The 18,149-nt window shown below is 56.0% G+C and carries 14 protein-coding genes, 1 pseudogene and 1 other annotated feature; of the genes and pseudogenes, 10 read left to right on the forward strand and 5 right to left on the reverse strand.

The features are described from left to right. The first annotated feature begins 77 nt into the window (after window positions 1-77). The 4 genes from dnaX (at window position 78) to htpG (ending at window position 5,165) form a co-directional block, all read left to right on the forward strand. Window positions 78-2,204: a DNA polymerase III subunit gamma/tau gene (gene dnaX, locus VH86_RS20450; protein WP_045833935.1), complete on the forward strand. Its 2,127-nt coding sequence runs from the start codon at window positions 78-80 to the stop codon at window positions 2,202-2,204. Next, window positions 1,546-1,607: a sequence feature (DnaX frameshifting element), on the forward strand. It overlaps the preceding gene by 62 nt. 52 nt (window positions 2,205-2,256) lie before the next feature. Beyond that, complete coding sequence (locus VH86_RS20455) at window positions 2,257-2,586, forward strand: YbaB/EbfC family nucleoid-associated protein (RefSeq protein ID WP_031377860.1); 330 nt, start codon at window positions 2,257-2,259, stop codon at window positions 2,584-2,586. Beyond that, a complete protein-coding gene (gene recR / locus VH86_RS20460) occupies window positions 2,586-3,191 on the forward strand; it encodes a recombination mediator RecR (RefSeq protein WP_007886897.1) in 606 nt (201 codons plus the stop codon). The genes VH86_RS20455 and recR overlap by 1 nt, the downstream gene beginning before the upstream one ends. A gap of 99 nt (window positions 3,192-3,290) precedes the next feature. After that, window positions 3,291-5,165 carry a molecular chaperone HtpG gene (gene htpG / locus VH86_RS20465; protein ID WP_045833936.1) on the forward strand — a complete coding sequence of 625 codons (1,875 nt, stop codon included), beginning with the start codon at window positions 3,291-3,293 and terminating at the stop codon, window positions 5,163-5,165. 90 nt (window positions 5,166-5,255) lie between these two features. On the opposite strand, the gene VH86_RS20470 is transcribed toward htpG, so the two are convergent. Continuing rightward, window positions 5,256-6,125, reverse strand: a complete 870-nt coding sequence (locus VH86_RS20470) for a LysR substrate-binding domain-containing protein (RefSeq protein ID WP_038648497.1) — start codon at window positions 6,123-6,125, stop codon at window positions 5,256-5,258. A 192-nt stretch (window positions 6,126-6,317) separates the two neighbouring features. On the opposite strand from VH86_RS20470, the gene VH86_RS20475 reads away from it, so the two are divergent. From VH86_RS20475 to VH86_RS20490, 4 genes are all read left to right on the forward strand, one after another. Next, window positions 6,318-7,148, forward strand: a complete 831-nt coding sequence (locus VH86_RS20475) for a DUF6024 family protein (RefSeq protein ID WP_045833937.1) — start codon at window positions 6,318-6,320, stop codon at window positions 7,146-7,148. A 151-nt stretch (window positions 7,149-7,299) separates the two neighbouring features. After that, a complete protein-coding gene (gene adk / locus VH86_RS20480; RefSeq protein WP_045816344.1) occupies window positions 7,300-7,944 on the forward strand; it encodes an adenylate kinase in 645 nt (214 codons plus the stop codon). A 308-nt stretch (window positions 7,945-8,252) separates the two neighbouring features. Then, the gene (gene hemH, locus VH86_RS20485; RefSeq protein WP_034828187.1) at window positions 8,253-9,212 is read left to right on the forward strand and encodes a ferrochelatase; all 960 of its coding nucleotides are present in this window, start codon (window positions 8,253-8,255) and stop codon (window positions 9,210-9,212) included. A gap of 57 nt (window positions 9,213-9,269) precedes the next feature. Further along, window positions 9,270-10,571 (forward strand): inosine/guanosine kinase, encoded by a 1,302-nt coding sequence (locus VH86_RS20490; protein ID WP_045833938.1) that lies wholly within the window; start codon window positions 9,270-9,272, stop codon window positions 10,569-10,571. 232 nt (window positions 10,572-10,803) lie between these two features. Here VH86_RS20490 and ybaL read toward each other — a convergent pair whose 3' ends face one another. Beyond that, the gene (gene ybaL / locus VH86_RS20495; protein WP_038648489.1) at window positions 10,804-12,492 is read right to left on the reverse strand and encodes a YbaL family putative K(+) efflux transporter; all 1,689 of its coding nucleotides are present in this window, start codon (window positions 12,490-12,492) and stop codon (window positions 10,804-10,806) included. A gap of 220 nt (window positions 12,493-12,712) precedes the next feature. Continuing rightward, window positions 12,713-13,909: pseudogene (locus VH86_RS20500) on the reverse strand (MFS transporter). 163 nt (window positions 13,910-14,072) lie between these two features. On the opposite strand from VH86_RS20500, the gene ushA reads away from it, so the two are divergent. After that, entirely contained in the window at window positions 14,073-15,824 is a 1,752-nt protein-coding gene (gene ushA / locus VH86_RS20505) for a bifunctional UDP-sugar hydrolase/5'-nucleotidase UshA (protein ID WP_045833939.1), read from the forward strand. 28 nt (window positions 15,825-15,852) lie between these two features. On the opposite strand, the gene VH86_RS20510 is transcribed toward ushA, so the two are convergent. After that, complete coding sequence (locus VH86_RS20510) at window positions 15,853-16,284, reverse strand: multidrug/biocide efflux PACE transporter (RefSeq protein WP_045816346.1); 432 nt, start codon at window positions 16,282-16,284, stop codon at window positions 15,853-15,855. A 90-nt stretch (window positions 16,285-16,374) separates the two neighbouring features. Here VH86_RS20510 and VH86_RS20515 point away from each other — a divergent pair, with 90 nt between their 5' ends. Beyond that, window positions 16,375-17,244 carry a LysR family transcriptional regulator gene (locus VH86_RS20515; RefSeq protein WP_038648485.1) on the forward strand — a complete coding sequence of 290 codons (870 nt, stop codon included), beginning with the start codon at window positions 16,375-16,377 and terminating at the stop codon, window positions 17,242-17,244. A 231-nt stretch (window positions 17,245-17,475) separates the two neighbouring features. Here the strand turns inward: VH86_RS20515 and ybaK are convergent, their stop codons facing one another. After that, complete coding sequence (gene ybaK / locus VH86_RS20520) at window positions 17,476-17,955, reverse strand: Cys-tRNA(Pro)/Cys-tRNA(Cys) deacylase YbaK (RefSeq protein ID WP_045833940.1); 480 nt, start codon at window positions 17,953-17,955, stop codon at window positions 17,476-17,478. Window positions 17,956-18,149 lie beyond the last annotated feature (194 nt).

An 18,149-nucleotide genomic window follows, 5' to 3' on the forward strand; every position in this document is an offset into this window, starting at 1 on the left:
CTTTTTCTTGTGGCGGAACCCGGTTCACTTAGCCGCACCGCTGTGCCAACTCAATAAAATCCAGTGATTGAATCCACATGAGCTATCAGGTACTTGCGCGAAAATGGCGTCCCCAGGCTTTCGCTGACGTAGTCGGTCAGGAACATGTGCTGACCGCGCTGGCCAACGGGTTGTCACTGGGACGAATCCATCATGCTTATCTCTTTTCCGGTACGCGCGGCGTAGGGAAAACCTCGATCGCCCGTTTGCTGGCGAAAGGCCTCAACTGCGAAACCGGCATCACCTCTACGCCTTGTGGTCAGTGTGATAACTGCCGTGAAATTGAGCAGGGACGCTTTGTCGATCTGATCGAGATTGATGCCGCGTCACGGACTAAAGTCGAAGACACGCGCGATTTGCTGGATAACGTGCAATACGCTCCGGCGCGCGGTCGCTTCAAGGTTTACCTGATCGATGAAGTGCACATGCTCTCGCGTCACAGCTTCAATGCGCTGTTGAAAACGCTGGAAGAGCCGCCTTCGCACGTCAAATTTCTGCTGGCAACCACCGATCCGCAAAAACTGCCGGTGACCATTCTGTCGCGTTGCCTGCAGTTCCATCTTAAAGCGCTCGACGTCGAACAAATCCAGCAGCAGCTGGTGCATATATTGCAGCAGGAGCAGATTGCCGCCGAGCCGCGAGCGCTGCATCTGCTGGCGCGCGCCGCTGACGGCAGTATGCGTGATGCGCTAAGCCTCACTGACCAGGCGATTGCCATGGGGCAGGGCAGCGTGACGCGTGAAACCGTGGCGCAAATGCTGGGTACACTGGATGACGAACAGCCGCTGGCGCTGATTGAAGCGCTGGTGGAGGGGCAGGGTGAACAGGTGATGGCGCTGCTGAATCAGGCGGCATCACGCGGTGTCGAGTGGGAAGCGCTGTTGGTCGAAATGCTGCGTTTACTGCATCGCGTGGCGATGGTGCAACTGTTGCCGGCTTCGCTGGGTGAGGACGATGTGAATCAGGCGCAGCGCCTGCGCGATTTGGCACGCGTGTTACCGCCCGCCGATGTACAGCTCTATTACCAAACTTTGTTGATGGGACGTAAAGATCTGCCGCTGGCACCGGATCGTCGCCTCGGCGTCGAGATGACGCTGCTGCGCGCGCTGGCGTTCCATCCACAGGCGACCATCGCTGAGCCGGTTGCGCGGCCCAGTCTGATTCCGCAGGCGGCACCGCAAGCGTCTGCTGCATCTGCAGGCGCTGCTGCGCCGGCCTCTTCCGCTCAGGTTACTGCGTCAGCAACGCCAGTGACTTCAGCCAACGCTGCCGCGGCAGCAACGCCAGTGACTTCAGCCAACGCTGCCGCGGTAGCAACGCAAGCGGGTTCAGCTCACGCCGCCTCCTCTTCGGCATCTCGCCCCACTTCTGCAGCCCAGCCGCAAATGGCGCCGCCGATGCAGGACGCACCGCCGATGGCCGATGATTACGCGGATATGCAACCGGCTCCCGAACATTTGTCTGACTCCACCAGCCAGCTGTTACAGGCGCGAACGCAGTTACTGCGTCAGGGAGCCGGCAAAGCAAAAAAGAGTGAGCCGGCAGCGCGTCCCGCGCGGCCGGCGAACCCGGCGCTGGAACGTCTTGCCAGTGTCACCGAGCGCGTGCAACAGCGCGCATCGGAACCCGCGGTAAAAGCGCCCGCGAAGCCAGAAGCCTATCGCTGGAAAGCCCAGCAAACGGTCGAGGTAAAAGCGGAGCCCATCGCAACGCCAAAAGCCTTGCGTTCCGCTCTGGAGCATGAGAAAACGCCTGAGCTGGCGCTTCGTCTGGCCGAAGAGGCCCAGCAGCGCGATGCGTGGGCCGCCGAAATAGCCGCACTGACGTTGCCAAAACTGGTGCAGCAGGTGGCGTTAAACGCGTGGAAAGAGGTGGGCGAGAACGCCGTCACGCTGCATTTGCGCAGCAGTCAGCGTCACCTGAATTCAGCGTCGGCAAAACAGGCGCTGACGGAAGCGCTCAGTCAGGCAGCCGGACAAACGGTTGAACTGACCATCGTTGAGGACGATAATCCTGCGGTGTTGACGCCACTGGAATGGCGTCAGGCCATTTATGAAGAGAAACTGGTGCAGGCGCGCCAGTCGATTGAAAGCGATACTCACATTCAGACATTGCGTCGATTCTTCGATGCCGATCTGGATGAAGAGAGTATTCGACCCGTTTGAACACCCGCTGTCGCGCGTGAGTGGCGCGCAGCCCCAGCAGAGAGAGAAGACTATGTTTGGTAAAGGCGGATTGGGCAACCTGATGAAACAGGCCCAGCAGATGCAAGACAAAATGGCCAAAGTTCAGGAAGAGATTGCCGCGCTGGAAGTGACCGGTGAATCAGGCGCTGGCCTGGTCAAAGTCACCATCAACGGTGCACATAACTGCCGCCGTGTTGAAGTCGATCCAAGCTTGCTGGAAGACGACAAAGACATGCTGGAAGATTTGATTGCGGCAGCCTTCAACGATGCAGCACGTCGTATCGACGAAACGCAGAAAGAGAAAATGGCTTCTGTGTCTTCTGGTATGCAGCTGCCACCTGGCTTCAAGATGCCGTTCTGATGCAAACCAGTCCACTGCTTGAATCTTTGATGGAGTCGCTGCGCTGCCTGCCGGGCGTGGGCCCGAAATCGGCGCAGCGCATGGCTTTTCAGCTGTTACAGCGCGATCGTAGCGGTGGTATGCGTCTGGCGCAGGCTTTGACCCGCGCGATGTCGGAAATCGGCCACTGTGCCGATTGCCGCACCTTCACCGAGCAGGAAATTTGCACCATCTGCGCCAATCCGCGTCGTCAACAAAACGGCCAGATTTGCGTGGTGGAAAGTCCTGCCGATATCCACGCCATTGAGCAAACCGGCCAGTTTGGCGGCCGCTACTTTGTGCTGATGGGCCATTTGTCACCGCTGGATGGCATCGGCCCGCAGGATATCGGTCTGGATCGGTTAGAGCAGCGCCTGGAGCGTGAAACGCTGACCGAAGTGATCCTCGCCACCAACCCGACGGTGGAAGGTGAAGCCACGGCCAACTACATCGCTGAACTGTGCGGGCAATATGGCGTCGATGCCAGCCGCATCGCGCATGGTGTACCGGTCGGTGGTGAGCTGGAAATGGTCGATGGCACCACGCTGTCGCACTCACTTGCCGGACGCCATAAGATTAAATTCTAATCACTTGCCGATGTCTTCACCGACATCGGCTTGAAATTCCCGCCATCATCCCCATTTCTCTCTCAACCTATGATCAACCCCCATTTAGTTGAGGTAGCAATGACCATGAAAGGACAAGAGACGCGTGGCTTCCAGTCAGAGGTAAAACAACTTCTGCACCTGATGATTCACTCCCTCTATTCAAACAAAGAGATTTTCCTGCGTGAGCTGATCTCCAACGCCTCTGATGCCGCTGACAAACTGCGTTTCCGCGCACTGTCCGCGCCGGATCTGTATGAGGGCGATGGCGACCTGCGCGTGCGTATCTCGGTCGATAAGGACAATCGTACGCTGACCTTGAGCGACAACGGTATCGGTATGCGTCGCGACGAGGTGATTGAGAACCTCGGCACTATCGCGAAATCCGGCACCAAATCCTTCCTTGAGTCCATGGGTTCTGACCAGGCAAAAGACAGCCAACTGATCGGTCAGTTCGGTGTGGGCTTCTACTCAGCGTTCATCGTTGCCGATAAAGTCACCGTGCGCACTCGCGCGGCTGGCGCTAAGGCCGACGAAGCGGTGTTCTGGGAGTCCGCAGGCGAGGGTGAATACACCCTGGCAGAAATCGAGAAAGCCGATCGTGGTACCGAGATCACGCTGCACTTCCGCGAAGGCGAAGATGATTTCCTCGACGCGTGGCGTGTACGCAATGTCATCAGCAAATACTCCGATCACATTGCGCTGCCGGTTGAGATTGAAACCAAAGACGAAGAGAGCGATACCACCAGCTGGGAGAAGATCAACAAAGCCCAGGCACTCTGGACGCGCAACAAGTCTGAAATCAGCGACGACGAGTACAACGAGTTCTATAAACACATCGCCCATGATTACAGCGATCCGGCGATCTGGAGCCACAACCGTGTAGAAGGTAAGCAGGAGTACACCAGCTTGCTGTATATCCCGCAGCGTGCGCCCTTCGACATGTTCAACCGCGACAGCAAACACGGCCTGAAACTGTATGTGCAGCGCGTGTTCATCATGGACGACGCCGAGCAGTTCATGCCGAACTACCTGCGCTTCGTACGTGGCCTGATAGACTCCAACGATCTGCCGCTGAACGTCTCGCGTGAAATCCTGCAGGATAGCCGTGTGACCCAGAGCCTGCGCGCCGCGCTGACCAAGCGTAGTCTGCAGATGCTGGAAAAGCTGGCGAAGGACGACGCGGAGAAATATCAGCAGTTCTGGAAAGAGTTTGGTCTGGTCCTGAAAGAAGGCCCGGCTGAAGACAACGCCAATCAGCAGGCGATTGCTAAGCTGTTGCGCTTTGCCACCACCCAGAGTGAAGGCGCTGAGCAGACCATTTCGCTGGAAGATTACCTGAGCCGTATGGTGGAAGGGCAGGATAAGATTTACTACATCACTGCTGACAGCTATGCCGCCGCGAAGAGCAGCCCGCATCTGGAACTGTTCCGCAAAAAAGGTATCGAGGTGCTGCTGCTGTCCGATCGTATCGACGAGTGGATGATGAGCTACCTGACCGAATTCGACGGCAAAACCTTCCAGTCAGTGAGCAAAGCGGATGAGTCGCTGAGTAAGCTGGCGGATGAAGAAACGGAAGAGCAGAAGGAAGCGGAAAAAGCGCTTGAGCCGTTTGTTGAGCGCGTGAAAACGCTGCTGGGCGAGCGTGTGAAAGAGGTGCGTCTGACCCATCGTCTGACCGACACCCCAGCGATTGTCACCACCGATGCGAACGAAATGACCACGCAGATGGCGAAACTGTTTGCTGCTGCGGGCCAGGAAGTACCGGATGTGAAGTACATCTTCGAAATCAACCCGGAGCATACGCTGGTGAAACGCGTGGCGGATACCCACGACGAAGCGCACTTTGCTGAATGGGTTGAGCTGCTGCTGGACCAGGCGCTGCTGGCTGAGCGCGGCACGCTGGACGATCCCAACCAGTTTATCCGTCGTATGAACCAGTTGCTGACGGCATAAGCCATTCAGCGCCCACGCCGGTTGGTATCAATACCGGCGGCAGGGTTGGCAGGAGACAAAAAAGGTCGGCATTGAATGCCGACCTTTCTTTTAATGCAGCGCCTGATCGCGCAGCCAATCCCGGAACAACGTAATCTCCGCATCATGCTGACGTGACATTTTCGTCATCATCCAGGTGGCGCGGTCCACACGCACAAATCCCAATGGGGCGATCAGCGTACCGTCGCTCAACTCCTGCCTGACCAGTAAACGCGGAGCCATGATCACGCCCAGGCCGTTTCTCGCCGCCTGAATGCCAAGGGTAAGGTTATCGAAATGCTTACCGACCCAGTAATTTCCGCGCGCACCGCTGGTTTTTGCCCACTCAGCCCAGGCATGCAGCCGCGTGTCGGCATGCAGCAGCGGCAATGACGCTAAATCCTGCTCATTGTGAAAACGCGCGGCATACTGAGGTGCGCAAAGTGGGCCGATGTAGTCATCGCTGATCAGCGTGGCATCAATATCCTCATCCGGTGACTGCTCATAGCTGAGAATCAGTACATCAGTGTGTTCACTGCGCAACTGGTCGATCTCCACCAGCGGCTGAAACTGCACTTCAATATCGGGATAGCGTTGATAAAAACTGCTAATACGTGGAATCAGCCATTGCGAGAGAAAACTGGGCGCGCAAGAGACGCTGAGGTGATGACGCATGCCGGTGCGAATGCTTTCGCAGGTGGTGGAGAGTTCGCTAAACGCCTTCTGACAACTCACCAGCAAGCGCTCGCCGTGTGAGGTTAATTTGACGCGTCCATTGGTGCGGACAAATAAGGGCTTTCCCATCCAGCTTTCCAGCTGTCGAATCTGATGGCTAATGGCGCTGTGAGTCACATGAAGACGCTCGGCCGCCACGCTAAAACTGCTATGCAGTGCTGCCTGATGAAAATAGTGCAGTGCACGTAACGACGGAAGCGCGGTCATACTCATCCCCTGTGTAAAAACCTAACAGGGATTGTCAGTTTATATCATTTTAATGTCCAGCCGCATTGGCCTAACCTTTCCCCCAGATTATGGCGGGTTGACGGATGGCGTTGTCTGTGTTTAACGCGGCTAATGTTCCCCCCTCAATCTGCGACACACACAGCATCTTTATAATTAGAGAAATCTCACGCGATGGATCACCAACATGCTTCTGCCAGGGCGGCGGCAGCGCGCGATCGACTTCGCGGCTTGCTATCACGTCACTATCGGCTGGAAAATTACGACCTCTTTTTTGCACCCTCTTTGCATATTTCGCGGGTGCTGCTCTCACAACTGTTTTTACGTCAGGAACAGGCGCGCAATCAAACGCGTTACGCTTCGCAATATCCGGTCAGTGAACTGAGTGTGTTACCGGCAGTGCCGATGATGGCGGGTAACATTGCACTGGTTGAGCATGTCGACATGCAGCAGGGGTGGGTGCGTTCGCTGGCGGAGTGTCAAAGTCAGGGCGTGACCGACGCCTCGGAATCCTTTGCCACCCTGTTGCATAAACGATTAATCAGCGATGCGCGATTGTTTGTGGCGCGGCTTGATCGTCATGCGGCGTTAAGCAGTGACCTGGTGTTAATTGCGTTAAAAACCTGCGATTTCAGCACGCTGGTGCGCAGTGAATTGCGCTTATTTGAGCAGGGACTGACGTTTGGGACGTCGCTGGAGCAAACCTTAAAAATGATGGAAAACAGCGACTGGCGACCGTTTAATATCGCTAGCGTGGATAATATTACGCTTGATGCCCCGGTTCAGCTGCAATCGATTCAGCAGCACGGCTTACCGTTCGCCCTGTTCCCGCTGCCAGTCAGTTTTACCTTACGCGACGTGCCGCAGGATATGCATCTGCTTTCCGCTCACCATCGTTTACGCCTGCATGCCAACGTGCGCGGTAGCGTGAACAAAAATCAAAACGTCACGCCAATACTGAAAAGACGTCTGAAAGAGGTGTTAAACGTTAGCCGTGATTCTTAAAAACGGGCACTCTGCTGGTGTTCTGCGGTAAAGCCAGTCAAAGTAAAGCTTTCACCGGAAGCGCGCCCGTTTCCTTGTGGTGCGCGGGTCATAATGGTATGTTCTTGGCCTTCTCAGATTGATCAATGCGATTCGCAAGGGGAATTACGCAATGCGTATTATTCTGCTCGGGGCACCGGGCGCAGGTAAAGGCACTCAGGCTCAATTCATCATGGAGAAATACGGTATTCCGCAAATCTCCACCGGTGACATGTTGCGTGCGGCAGTTAAAGCAGGCACCGAACTGGGCCAACAGGCGAAAGCCATCATGGATGCCGGTAAACTGGTAACAGACGAACTGGTGATTGCGCTGGTGAAAGAGCGTATCGCGCAGGAAGACTGCAAAAACGGTTTCCTGCTCGATGGCTTCCCGCGCACTATCCCACAAGCTGACGCCATGAAAGACGCGGGCATCAATGTGGACTTCGTGCTGGAGTTTGCCGTACCGGATGAACTGATTGTGGATCGTATTGTTGGCCGTCGCGTGCATGCGCCGTCTGGCCGCGTGTATCACGTCACCTACAATCCGCCAAAAGTGGACGGTAAAGATGACGTGACCGGCGAAGAGCTGACCACGCGTAAAGACGATCAGGAAGAAACCGTGCGTAAGCGTCTGGTGGAATACCATCAGTTGACTGCACCGCTGATTGCTTACTACAGCAAAGAAGCGGAAGCCGGTAACACCCAGTATCACAAGATCGACGGCACCCGTAAGGTCGCTGAAGTGAGCACGCAACTGGCCGGCATTCTCGGTTAACCCGTCCTACTTCAATGTGCAGGTGCGTTAGCTGCTCTCGTTCACCCGAATCACTGACTTGAGTCAGCGCATCGTGATGATGAACCTCCTCAAGGAGGTTCACCCTGCGGGCCAGCGCAAGCGCTGTTCAAATCGACAAGTCGATTTGTCTCTCGTTTGCCGCCTTCCTGCCATTTGAATTATTTAGGGTTGTGCTATTAAGGGCCGGTTGTCCGGCCCTTTTGCAGCAATTGCTTTCCCCTCCCACGATTTCCGCTACAATTTCCCCCTGATTTTGATCCATTCGTTTTGACATCAAGGAAATACCAATGAGGCAAGAAAAGCCTGGGGTTTTGCTGGTCAACTTAGGCACACCCGATGCGCCTACAACACCTGCCGTTAAGCGCTATCTGAAACAGTTCCTTGGCGACCCGCGCGTGGTGGATACACCGCGTTGGTTATGGTGGCCGATTCTCAATTTCGCCATTTTGCCGTTCCGTTCGCCGCGCGTGTCGAAGCTGTACGCCTCGGTGTGGATGAAAGAAGGCTCTCCGCTGATGGTGTTCAGCAAGCAGCAGCGCGATGCGCTGGCGCAGCGCGTGGATATGCCGGTTGAGCTGGGCATGAGCTACGGCCAGCCGAGCCTCGACGGGGCGGTACAGCGTTTGCTGGATCAGGGGGTCACCAAACTGATTGTGTTGCCGCTCTACCCGCAGTTCTCGTGCTCAACGGTCGCCGCCGTGTGGGATGGATTATCCGCCAGCTTCAAACCGCTGCGCTCTTTGCCGGAAGTCGCTTTTATCCGCGATTATGCTGAGCATCCGGCCTATATTGCGGCTCTGAAAGCCTCCGTTGAACGTTCATTTGCGCAGCATGGCGAACCGGATTTGCTGGTGCTCTCCTATCATGGCATCCCGCAGCGTTTTGCCGACGAAGGTGATGATTATCCGCAGCGCTGCAAAGACACCACCGAGGCGCTGGCTGCCGCGTTGGGCATCGCGCCGCACAAAATCATGATGACCTTCCAGTCACGCTTTGGTCGCGAGCCGTGGTTGACGCCGTACACCGACGAAACCATGCAAGGTTTACCGGCCAAAGGCATCAAGCATGTGCAGGTGATGAGCCCAGGCTTCTCCGCTGACTGTCTGGAAACCCTGGAAGAGATCAGCGAGCAGAACTGTGAGTTCTTCCTGCACGCCGGTGGCGAGAAGTTTGAATACATTCCCGCGCTCAACGCCGATGACGAGCACATCGAGATGATGGTTCAGCTGGTCAACGCACGCCGATAAAGTGCTGGCAGAGAGTGTGATATCATTCTCTGCCAGATTTCCCTTACGGCAGCCACGATGAAATTTCCCGGCAAACGCAAATCCAAACACTATTTTCCCGTTAACGCGCGCGATCCGCTGCTGCAGGCAACCCAGCAGGAGCAGGAAGAGGGCAGTTGGGTGGTGGGTATCGACCAGACGCTGGTGGATATTGAAGCCAAAGTTGATGATGACTTTCTGCAACGCTACGGGCTGAGCGCCGGTCACTCGCTGGTGATAGACGATGCGACCGCAGAGGCCCTGTACAACGAGCTGATTCATGATGCGCTGATCAGCCATCAATTTGCTGGCGGCACCATCGGTAATACCCTGCACAACTACTCCGTGCTGGCCGATGACCGTTCAGTATTGCTCGGCGTGATGTGCAACAACATCCAGATTGGCGGTTATGCCTATCGTTACTTGTGCAACACCTCCAGCCGTATGGATCTCAACTTCCTGCAAGGCGTTGATGGCGCGATTGGCCGCTGTTTCACCCTGATTGGTGAGCAGGGTGAACGCACCTTTGCCATCAGCCCAGGCTTGATGAACCAACTGCAGGCTAACAGCATTCCGGAAGAGGTGATTGCCGGAGCGTCGGCGCTGGTGCTGACTTCCTATCTGGTGCGCTGCCAACCCGGTGAACCGATGCCTGAAGCCACGCTGCGTGCCATCGACTACGCGAAAAAACATAACGTGCCGGTGGTGTTGACGTTAGGCACCAAATACGTGATTCAGGACGATCCGCAGTTCTGGCGCGATTTCCTGCGCGATCATGTGTCGATCGTGGCGATGAACGAAGAAGAGGCCTTTGCGCTGACGGGTGAGCAGGATCCGCTGCTGGCCTCGAATATTGCGCTCGACTGGGTGGATCTGGTGCTGTGCACCGCCGGTCCCACCGGTTTATACATGGCTGGCTTCACGGAAGAGGCGTTCAAGCGCAAAACCAATCATCCGCTGCTGCCGGGCGCGATAGCCGAATTCAACCAATACGAGTTCAGCCGCGCTATGCGCCATCAGGATTGCCAGCAGCCGCTGCGCATTTTCTCGCACATCGCGCCTTATATGGGCGGCCCTGAGAAGATCATGAACACCAACGGTGCAGGCGATGGTGCTTTAGCCGCGCTGCTGCACGATATCACCGCCAATAATTTCCACCGTCAGAAAGTACCGAACTCCAGCAAACACGCACGCGGTTATCTCACCTATTCGTCGCTGGCGCAGGTGTGTAAGTATGCCAACCGGGTGAGTTATCAGGTGCTGAATCAGCATTCACCGCGTCTGATGCGCGGGCTGCCTGAGCGGGAAGACAGTTTAGAAGAGTCGTACTGGGACAGGTAAAGCGTAAACCGATGATGCGCATCCGTTCCGCTATGCCTGCGAAATCGATGCGCAAAGTTGGGAGGATTGGTGCGCATCCGTTCCTCTATGCCTGCGAAATCTATGCGCAAAGTTGGGCAGATTGATGCGCATTTGTTCAGCTATGACTGCTAAATCGATGCGCTAACTGATTGATAGATCTCAATTCCGTAGGGTCGCCATTAATGGCGACCTGGCCCATCACCGCACGTCGTTAAATCGGGCACTCCCGCACAATTGGGTTCTGCGCGATCTCTTCCTGCAGGACATTCAGCATGCTGTTGGCGATCTCACGCTCGCCCATCACCACGCGATTAGCACCGCGCTCCATGATGTAATTCACTTCATCGTCGTAATGCGCGCGGGCAATAATTTCGATATCCGGGCGCTTCTCACGCGCGGCAGTGACAATCTCCCCGGCTTCGTAACCGTTTGGAATGGTCAGCAGCAGCCAGCGAGCGCAATCAAGACGGGCTAATTCCATGGTATCAACGCGCGCCGCATTGCCCAGCACCGCCTTGATCCCTTGCTCACGCAGCGCTTCGACGCGCGGGCGGGAGTTTTCCACCACCACCAGCGGCACATCGGCCTCCATCAGCTGCTGACCCAGCAAGCTGCCGACGCGGCCATAGCCAACGATCACCGCGTGATTGCAGATATCCAGCGGAATCTGCTTCTCTTCTTCAATCGCTTCTTCCAGCGTCTGCTCTTCGATGGTTTCGGTCTTATCGAGGTAGCGCTCAAGCAGAGTAAACAGAATCGGGTTGAGCATGATGGAGAGGATCGCCGCCGCCAGCACCAGATTGCGTCCTTCATCACTTAGCATGCCGAGTGAAATGCCCAAACCGGCAAGGATAAAGGCGAACTCACCAATCTGCGCCAGGCTCACCGAAATGGTCATGGCGGTACGGCGTGAGTGGCCGAGCAGCGTCACCAGCAGCCAGGCGGCGATGGATTTTCCCAATACGATGATCGCCAGTGCGCCTAACACCGCTAGCGGCTGCTCAATCAAAATCATTGGGTCAAACAGCATGCCGACCGAGACAAAGAACAGTACGGCGAAAGCATCGCGCAGCGGGAGAGTATCGTGAGCGGCGCGGTGGCTGAGTTCGGATTCGTTAAGCACCATACCGGCAAAGAAGGCGCCGAGTGCGAAGGAGACATCGAAGAATTCAACCGCACCGAAAGCGATGCCCAGCGCCAGGGCCAGTACGGATAAGGTGAACAGTTCGCGCGATCCGGTTGCGGCACTTTTTGCCAGAATCCACGGCACGACACGACGGCCCACCACCATCATCAGCACCATAAAGGCGACGACTTTGCCGATGGTCAGCATCAGGTCCCAGAACAGCAGAGAGGGGCTGGCGTTGCCTTCTTCCAGCATGCCGGCAATGGCGGGTAACAGCACCAGCGTCAGGACCATCACAAGATCTTCAACAATCAGCCAGCCGATGGCAATCTGACCTCGCTGGCTATCAATCAGTTGACGCTCTTCCAGCGCGCGCAGTAACACCACGGTACTGGCGGTGGAAAGACAGAGGCCAAACACCAGACCGGTCATCCACGACCAGCCCATCGCCCACGACAGCCCCATTCCCAGCAGCGTGGCCACCGCGATTTGCGCGATGGCGCCGGGAATGGCGATCGACTTTACCGACATCAAATCCTTCAGCGAGAAGTGCAAACCCACGCCAAACATCAGCAGGATAACGCCGAGCTCAGCTAATTCAGGTGCGAGATTGGTATCAGCGACAAAGCCAGGGGTAAAGGGACCGGCGAGCACGCCAGCAAGCAGATAACCGACCAGCGGGGAGATTCGCAGGCGGTTGGCAATCATACCCAGGAGAAAGGCGAGGACCAGGCCCCCGACAATGGTGGTGATCAACGGTGTGGTGTGATGCATGCCTGTCTCCTTGTGTGCAAATGTATCCGCTTGTAACAACCTAGTGTAATGCACATTCGCTAACCACGTTTAAACATTTGAGCGGTGAAAAGCGAAAAAATTGAAAAATTAAGAAGAAAACGCAGCTGAAGCGGCATTTTCCTCAGTTATCTCACTCTATCGGCAGGTTTTCCGCAGAATGTAGGGGGGCGAAGAAAAAGCGTTGCCCCCCTAAAGCGGCTTAGGCGTGGCGGTTATCAGGCAGGAAAGCGGTCAATAGGCCGATCAAAGGTAGCCAGGCACAGATTTGATATACCCACTCGATGCTGGTGTGGTCTGCCACTACGCCCAACACGGCGGCACCGAGCCCACCCATACCAAAGGCAAAACCGAAAAATAGCCCGGAAACCATACCAATACGCCCTGGCATTAGTTCCTGCGCATACACCAAAATGGCAGAAAACGCCGAGGCGAGAATCAAGCCGATGATCACGCTCAACACGCTGGTCCACATTAAGTTGGCGTGGGGCAACAGCTAGGTGAAGGGCGCAACGCCAAGAATCGATACCCAAATCACGTATTTACGGCCGATTTTATCGCCAATCGGCCCGCCAATAATGGTGCCCGCAGCCACCGCGCCGAGGAAGGCAAACAGATGGAATTGCGAGGCCTGAACAGAAAGTCCGAATTTCTGGATTAAATAGAAGGTGTAGTAACTGCTCAGGCTGGTGAGATAGAAGTATTTAGAGAAGATCAGCAGCAGCAAAATGCTGATCGCCAACGCCACTTTCTTACGCGGCAGCGGGTTAACCGGCGCAACCGTTGCCTTTGCCTTACTGGCGCGCTGCTGGTGGCTATACCAGCGGCTGACCTGCAGCAGCACGATAATGCCGAGCAATGCCGCCAGCACGAACCAGGCAAGATGCCCTTTGCCGTAAGGGGCAACGATCATCGCTGCCAACAGCGGGCCTAGCGCGCTACCAAAGTTGCCGCCCACCTGGAACAGTGATTGAGCCAGACCATGACGTCCACCGGAGGCCATACGCGCCACGCGCGAAGATTCCGGATGAAACACCGAGGAACCGCTGCCCACCAGCGCGGCAGCGAGCAGCACCTGCGGATAGGTGCTGGAGAACGTCAGCAGCACCAGACCACACAGCGTAAAGCCCATCCCGACCGGCAAAGACCAGGGTTTTGGGTATTTGTCGGTGTAATGACCGATGATCGGTTGCAGCAGCGAAGCGGTAACCTGAAAGGTCAGCGTTATCAGACCTATCTGGACGAAGTTAAGGCTAAAATCTTTTTGCAGCATCGGGTAGATCGCCAGCAGCAGCGATTGCAGCATATCGTTGAGCAGATGCGCGAGGCTGATGGCACCTAAAATGCCAAAAGCGGTCCGTCCCGGTGCGCGTGCCGGGGTTGCGATGTCACTTGCCATAAAAATCCTGAAGAGTGCGGTTATCGTTATCAATTTGTTACTACCCGCATGACTCTATAAGCCTTTTGTCTTGAGTTAAAGTGCCATCTGTGCGACACAGAAGGGTGATAAAGCACATTAAGTCCACGGCAAAGTGGAAAGACGCAGAATAAGGAGATCGGCTTTGTTGTTATTCCCGCGGAGAGGGCGCTGGCTGGCGCTGATCATGCTGTTGCTGCCGATGCTGGCGCAGGCATGGCAGACGGATCGCAGTTATCGATTCAGTATCCTGCACACCAACGATCATCACGGTCGCTACTGGACTAATGCGCAGGGCGAATACGGTCTGGCGGCGCAGAAAACGCTGATGGATAAACAGCGTTATGATGTGCAGGCCAAAGGCGGCGGTGCCTTGATCCTTTCCGCCGGAGACGTGAATACCGGCGTGCCGGAATCGGATCTGCTCAATGCCGAACCCGATATTCGCGGCATGAACCTCATCGGCTACGATGCCATGGCGCTCGGCAATCACGAATTCGATAAGCCGCTCAGCGTGCTGCAACAGCAACAGAAGTGGGCCAAATTTCCCTTCCTCTCTGCCAATATCTATCAAAAGGGTACCGACCAGCGTCTGTTTAAGCCGTGGGCGATCTTTAATCGCATGGGGCTGAAGATCGCAGTGATCGGTCTGACCACCACCGATACCCTGAAAATTTCCAATCCGGAAAATATCGCTAATATCGACATCCGCGATCCGGTGAAAGAGACAGAAAAAGCGGTGGCGGAACTGCGTGCCAGCGAGAAACCCGATGTGATCGTGGCGCTGACGCACATGGGCCATTACGACGATGGGCAGCACGGCAGTAATGCGCCGGGTGATGTGGAACTGGCGCGCAGCCTGCCGCCGGGCACTATCAATGTGATCATCGGCGGCCACTCGCAGGATGCGGTGTGCATGGAAAAAGATAACGTCAGTGTGAAAGATTATCAGCCCGGCCAGCCTTGCCAGCCCGATCGCCAAAATGGCGTGTGGATCATGCAGGCGAAAGAGTGGGGCAAATATGTCGGGCGCGGCGATTTCACCTTCCGCAACGGCGAATTGATGCTGGACAGCTATCAGCTGATCCCGGTTAATCTCAAGCATGAAGTGAAAAATCTGGATGGCAGCGTCTCCTGGCTCACCTGGCAGGAAGAGATCCCACCTAACAGCGCGATGATGAAGCTGCTGACGCCGTATCAACTGCGCGCGGCTAAGAAACTCGACGTCACGGTTGGCAGCAGTGATAGCGTATTTGTCGGGGAACGCGATAAGGTGCGCTTTGAACAAACCAATCTTGGGCAGCTGATTCTGCGCGCGCAAATGGCAGCGACTAAAGCGGATTTCGCGGTGATCAGTGGTGGTGGCATTCGCACCTCGCTGGCCGCAGGCAAGCTAAGTTGGCGCGATTTGTTGCAGGTGCAGCCGTTTGGTAATCAGGTGGTGTCAGTCACGCTGACCGGAGACGAATTGCTGAAGTATCTTGCCACGGTTGCCAATATCAAAACCAACTCCGGTGGTTTCGCGCAGTTCAGCAATATCAGTCTGGTGGCGGATGGCAAAGCGGTGAGTGAGGTGAAGATTAACGGCGAGCCGCTGCAAAAGGACAAAACCTATCGCATGGCGACCAACAGCTTTAATGCCAGCGGGGGCGATGGTTATCCCAACATCGAGGCGCATGCAGGCTTTAGCAATACCGGCCAGCGTGATGCGGATGTGCTGCGTGCTTATGTCACTGCACACTCACCGCTGAAAATCGCCGACTATGCGCCAGCCGGTATCGTGCATTTAACGGAAGCACAGGTGCAGGAGCGCGACAAAGCGCAGGAAAAGCCCAGGAAGCGTAGCTACCCACAAGCTATTCTGGCGTGGATTTGGCCGCGCGCACAGCACAATTGAAAACGGCGCCCGATTGGGCGCCGTTGTTTTATGCCTGGCAGGATTTCTGCGTCAGCCAGCGCTGACGCAATTTATCCCACATCCAGTTATAGGCCATGGTATAGGGCAGGAAGAACAGGAAGAACGCCACTTCCAGCATAAAAGCTTCCAGCAGCGTGATCTTCAGCATCCAGGCGGCAATCGGCAAACCGATAACGATAAAGCCCCCTTCAAAGCCTAGCGCGTGGATGGCGCGCAGACCGAGGCCACGTGTTTTCTGCGGCGGCCAGATGCGATCAAAACCGGTGTTATAGATCATGTTCCACAGCATGGCGACCGTTGACAACATAATCGCCAGCGCGCCCATCTGAAACAGCGGCTTTTCCATAATCCAGGCAGCCAGCGGAGCCACAGTGAGAATCGCCAGCACTTCAAATCCTGCAGCATGATAAAAACGTTCTTTCAGCGAACGGGTACGCATATAAACCTCCTTTTGGGTAACGCGACGCATTTTCTCACCGCGAAATGCTAAGATAAAATGATTACCTATCGATAAAAGCGATGGTTCATCATGAAATACTCCCCGGAATCCCTTGAGGCCTTTGTGCAGACTGTCGCCAGCGGCTCGTTTTCTGCGGCGGCGCGTGCGCTGGCCAAAAGCCAGTCCACTATCAGCAGCGCCGTGGCTAATCTGGAAGACGATCTCGGTTTCACCCTGTTCGATCGCAGCGGTCGCCAGCCGGTACTCACCGAGCAAGGACAGCGCGCCCTGGCGCAGGTGCAGCAGATTCTGGCGGCCAGCCAGCGGTTGGATGAGCTGGCGGTGCGGCTGTCACAGGGCGTGGAACCGCGACTCAGTCTGGCGATTTCCGATTTCTGGCAGGCCGATCACCATGAAAATCTGCTCAACCGCTTTGAAGCGCGTTATCCGGATATTGAATTTGAATGCATGATTGCTGAGGACGCGGACGCGCTGGACCTGCTGCAGGCCGGTCGCGTGCATCTCGGCGTGGTGCGTGCGCAGCCGCAGCTGCCGCCGGATTTAGCGGTGGCGCGTTTACAGGTGGGGGCGGAAATGGCGATCTATCTGCACCAGGATCATGTGCTGGCGCAGTCAAAACAGGTGAGTGAAGCACAACTCGGTGAATTGCGTCATTTACGGCTTAATACCTGGGTGCAAAACCGTGAACCCTTGCCTGCCGGGCGCGTTTGGTCGGCGCCTTCTTATTTATTGCTGCTGGAAATGGCGGAGCAGGGCTTTGGCTGGAGTGTGTTACCGCGCTGGCTGGTGGAGCAGTTTGGTCATCAGGTGTTGAAAGAGTTGCCGGTGCCAGGCTGGCCACAGCGCATTGCGGTGGATGTGATCTGGTCGCGACGCAATCCACCGGGTCCTGCCGGGCGCTGGATGATCGATCAACTCTGCGCCCAGCAGCCGGATTAATCACGGCGCGCTACGTCGGCCAGTGTGGCATCCAGCAGTCGGATTAATCGCGGCGCGGCACATCGGCCAGTGTGGCATCCAGCAGTCGAATTAATCGCGGCGCGGGACATCGGCCAGAGCGCCATCCAGCAGCCGGATTAATCGCGGCGCGGCACGTCGGCCAGTGTGGTATCCAGCAGCTGAATTAATCGCGGCGTGCCACGTCGACCAGTGTGGCATCCAGCAGCTGAATTAATCGCGGCGTGCCACGTCGGCCAGTGTGGCATCCAGCAGTCGTGCCAGGTCCTGCGCCGCCAGTTCTAAATCCAGTCCGCGCTTGCCGCCGGAGACAAAGATGGTGGCAAATTCTGCGGCCTGCTGATCGATCACCGTTGGCAGGCGTTTTTTCTGCCCTAACGGGCTGATGCCACCCACCAGATAGCCGGTGACGCGCTGTGCCAGTTGCGGATCGGCCATATCCGCTTTTTTCGCGCCCAGCGCCTTTGCCACTTTTTTCAAATCGAGCTGCGAGGAGACCGGCGTCACGGCTACTGCCAGCGCTTTGGCATCGCCGTTGAGCGCCACTAGCAGGGTTTTGAACACCTGACGTGCATCGAGATTGAGCTTCCGCACCGCTTCATCACCAAAATTGGTTTCGTGGCTATCATGCTCATAAGGATGAAGGGTAAAGGCGACCTTTTGTTTTTCCAGCAGTTTTACGGCGGGTGTCATGTTCTGTCCTTGCTACGAAAATTCTTATTTCAGTTTTGGTGAATAATACTGGCGAAATTCTGAACTTTGCGCGAAAATTGGCCCGCGCCAGCAATGCTGGTGATAACCAAAATCATAAACAAATTCCTCTTTGACGGGCCGATAGCGATATTGGCCTTCTTTTTTGCCTGCAATTCACTGCTCACTGCTCACTG

The organism is Pantoea sp. BL1 (assembly GCF_000963985.1).
Lineage (GTDB): Bacteria > Pseudomonadota > Gammaproteobacteria > Enterobacterales > Enterobacteriaceae > Pantoea > Pantoea rwandensis_B.